Below are 3,364 nucleotides of genomic sequence, written 5' to 3'. Positions count from 1 at the left end.
TGACATTAGAGCAGATACCCATGGAAGAAGACGCTTTGGATATTTTAATTATATGCGGTGGTTTTAGGTCGTCTCTGCATGAAAACACACGGCTATCCATGGCTCTAAGAGCCGCTGATAGAAAAGGAATGACGCTTGGAGGCATTTGGAATGGTACTGTCCATTTGGCTCATGCAGGTCTCCTTAATGATTGTAACTGTGCGGCTCACCCAGATAGCCACGCTTTTATGCATGAACACTTTAACCACATAAAACTATCATCAAGCGCGCTGATTATTGAAGATAAACGTATAAGCTGTGCTACTCCATCCAGTGCTCTGCTAATGATGTTGAAACTGATCGAGGAAGCTCAAGGCAGTGATCTTGTATTTGGTATTCGAGACATTCTAAGCTGTGATCGCATAGCTGAAGATGGGGAACTTGTACTCTCCCACGCGGGTGACAATCCAGCATTTCCAGATGCATTACGACACATATTAGAGCTTATGCGTTCTAATCTTGAAGAACCGATACATTTAGATGAATTGGCAGCTTTTGTTGGCATGTCCCGTCGCCAGATAGAGAGAATGTTTCAGACATATTTAGACACCACGCCTTATCGCTATTATCTTGAGTTGCGCTTAACCTATGCTAAGCGCTTACTACAGCAAAGCAGTTACTCCATCATTAATATTTCAGTAGCATGCGGTTTTTTGAGTACAAGCCATTTCAGCCATTGTTTTAAAAATTATTTTGGATGTTGCCCGAGCATCTCCCGACAGCAAGTTAATCGCTAAACTCTTACGTGATATAAGAAGCTAAAGCCATAAAACTGTATTCATTATTACGGAAGAGTTAAACAATATGACTCAGAAAACTACACAATGCGTCGTAGATAAAAAGGTAATACAGGTTAGCTTTATCTTGCTACCGGGTTTTGCTCTAACCTCTTTCGCTTTAGCCATCGAAGCACTCAGCGTGGCAAATCTGCTTAATGGCTCTGACATCTATCAATACCAAATCTGCCAAGTCGAGCCTTTTAACACTGGTAGTGCCATAAAGAGCTCAAATAACGTACCTATAGAAACTAATGGTGACATGGACTCGTGCCAACAAAGTGATCTGATTTTTATCTGCGGTTACAGAAACGTTGCTGATTACAACAATCCACGATTTTTCACTCTATTACGTAACATCGTCCGCCGTAATGGCCGAATAGCGGCATTAAGCTGTGGCAGTTTCATTTTAGCGAAAGCGGGATTATTGCAAGATAAGAGCTGCACGATAGTACCTGAGTACTGCAATACCTTTGCCGAACTTTACCCCAATATTACATTGCAAGAGAATCTCTACACCATATCGGATAATTTACTAACCAGCGCTGGCGGTACGGCCACATTGGATATGCTGCTTTACTTAATTGGCCAGGATCATGGCCGTGATTTTGCTCATCATGTGTCACAACAATTCTTGCAAGAACGCATCCGTAGTCGCGAAGAGATGCAGACGACTCGTCGCTACCTCACCCTTCGCATGAAATCCCCCTGCTTAGGTGCAGCCGTCGAGCTAATGGAAAAGCACATCAGTGCCCCCTACCCGATCTCCACACTTGCCAGCAAAATAGGTACGACTCAACGAAACTTAGAAACGGCGTTTCAAAAACATGAACACACTAGCCCTAGACGCTATTATCTTCACTTACGCCTCCAGCACGCTAGGAAAATGATCCAAGAAACGCACTTAAGTATTGCTAATATCTCTCAGGCAACCGGGTTTAGTTCTCAAAGCCATTTCAGTAAATGTTTTCGTGAAGAATTCAATCAACGTCCTTCCGAACTGCGCCTTACTAATTCATCGTTTCAGTAATACTATTTTTCGCTTTTGTTATATCTGTGCAACCACTACTTCAGTGACACTAAGCTCATATAAAAACAACGAATTACAGGTATCACACAGTGTCTATAGCGCCCACCAACCAGATTGATTCTCGCCTCGCAAGTAAATCAACCACATTCAGTGAAATCCCTATTATAGATGTTACTGCACTAATCGATGGCAGCGACCCAATGAAAGTGGCCGATGAAATTGGCTACGTTTGTGAAAATATAGGTTTTCTTTATATAAAAAATCACGGTGTAGATCCGCAACTGATAAAAGATGCTTATGCACTGGCCGAGGAGTTTTTTAAGCTACCTATTGAACAGAAGCAACAACTGAATATTATTAACTCGGGGCAAACATTGCGCGGCTATATTCCAATGTATGGCGAAAACGTTGACCCAGAAAACACCCGTGATTTTAAAGAATGTTTTGATTTTGGTCTCAATGAAACCACTGTCTCGCCCTTCTTTGGGCCAAACCAAATGCCGGAAAGCCCAGCTAACTTTAAAAAAATATTTGAGCAGTACCATGATGCAATGATGACTTTATCCCGTAAACTCATCAGCGCCATCGCTCTTAGCCTGGCACTTCCGGCGGACTACTTTGAGAAGCTGCAACAAAAGCCTATAACCATCCAGCGCCTGCTTCATTATCCACCACAAGAAGGTAACATTTCTCTAGAAGAAATAGGCATCGGCGCTCACACCGATTATGGATTTCTGACCATCCTTTCTCAGGATTCTGTGGGCGGCTTGCAAGTGCAAAATCGTGACGGAGAATGGATCAGCGCACCACCTGTAGAAGATACTTTTATCGTTAATATTGGTGATCTTGTGCAAACCTTTACTAACGACCGATATATATCAACCACCCACCGCGTCATTAATACCAGTGGAAAAGAGCGTTATTCTGTGCCCTTTTTTATCGATCTGGATTTTGATGCAAAAGTAAGCGTAGTACCAACATGCCAAAATGATGATAACCCTGCCAAATACCCAACTTATACTTGCGGGCAACATAAGTACAAACGCTTTGTCGATAGCTATGCACATTTAGTAAGCTAAATGGAGCAACAAAAGAGACTCGCTTAGCTTACCCTACTTATTCAAAACTAAAAGATGGCAGACGGTAGAAACTGCTAGCCTCTTTCGCATACTCCTCAACCTGCTCGTCGTTCGGCTTCTCCATTCCAACAAGAATAGCTGAACGATGAGCGAGCAGCATTAATGGACCAATCTGTAAGCTCAGTTTAAATACAGAGTATCCGAGTGAACTAGAAGGCCTTAGCCAAGGGCAAAGTATTCTAATCCTCTATTGGGTAGGAAGTCCCGATCAAGCACTATTAACACAAAAATCTGAACGTGATAAAAACGAACATAGAGATATTTTAGTTAAGGGACTGGACTGTCTAAACAACACTCACTTACTTGATATTAAGCCCGCTATTCTCTTAGAAAGCACATGAAACTACTGAGCCTTTTAAGGCAAAACTAACCTTTCATTA

The 3,364-nt window shown here is 42.2% G+C and carries 3 protein-coding genes; all 3 read left to right on the top strand.

Going from position 1 to position 3,364, the window contains the following annotated elements:
* Nucleotides 1–776 (top strand): helix-turn-helix domain-containing protein (locus QZZ55_RS19925; protein WP_293269171.1); only part of this gene is annotated, 776 nt, incomplete at its 5' end.
* A gap of 67 nt (nucleotides 777–843) precedes the next feature.
* Entirely contained in the window at nucleotides 844–1,845 is a 1,002-nt protein-coding gene (locus QZZ55_RS19920) for a GlxA family transcriptional regulator (protein WP_293269170.1), read from the top strand.
* 89 nt (nucleotides 1,846–1,934) lie between these two features.
* Nucleotides 1,935–2,924 (top strand): 2-oxoglutarate and iron-dependent oxygenase domain-containing protein, encoded by a 990-nt coding sequence (locus tag QZZ55_RS19915; RefSeq protein ID WP_293269169.1) that lies wholly within the window; start codon nucleotides 1,935–1,937, stop codon nucleotides 2,922–2,924.
* The last annotated feature ends 440 nt before the right edge of the window (nucleotides 2,925–3,364 follow it).

This window comes from Neptunomonas sp., from assembly GCF_016744175.1.
Lineage (GTDB): Bacteria > Pseudomonadota > Gammaproteobacteria > Pseudomonadales > Balneatricaceae > Neptunomonas.
This window is presented reverse-complemented; position numbering and strand designations above follow the sequence as displayed.

Excerpts from the sequence above, each read along its gene's own strand:
- QZZ55_RS19920 (WP_293269170.1), top strand. The coding sequence starts at position 844 with ATGACTCAGAAAACTACACAATGCGTCGTAGATAAAAAGGTAATACAG.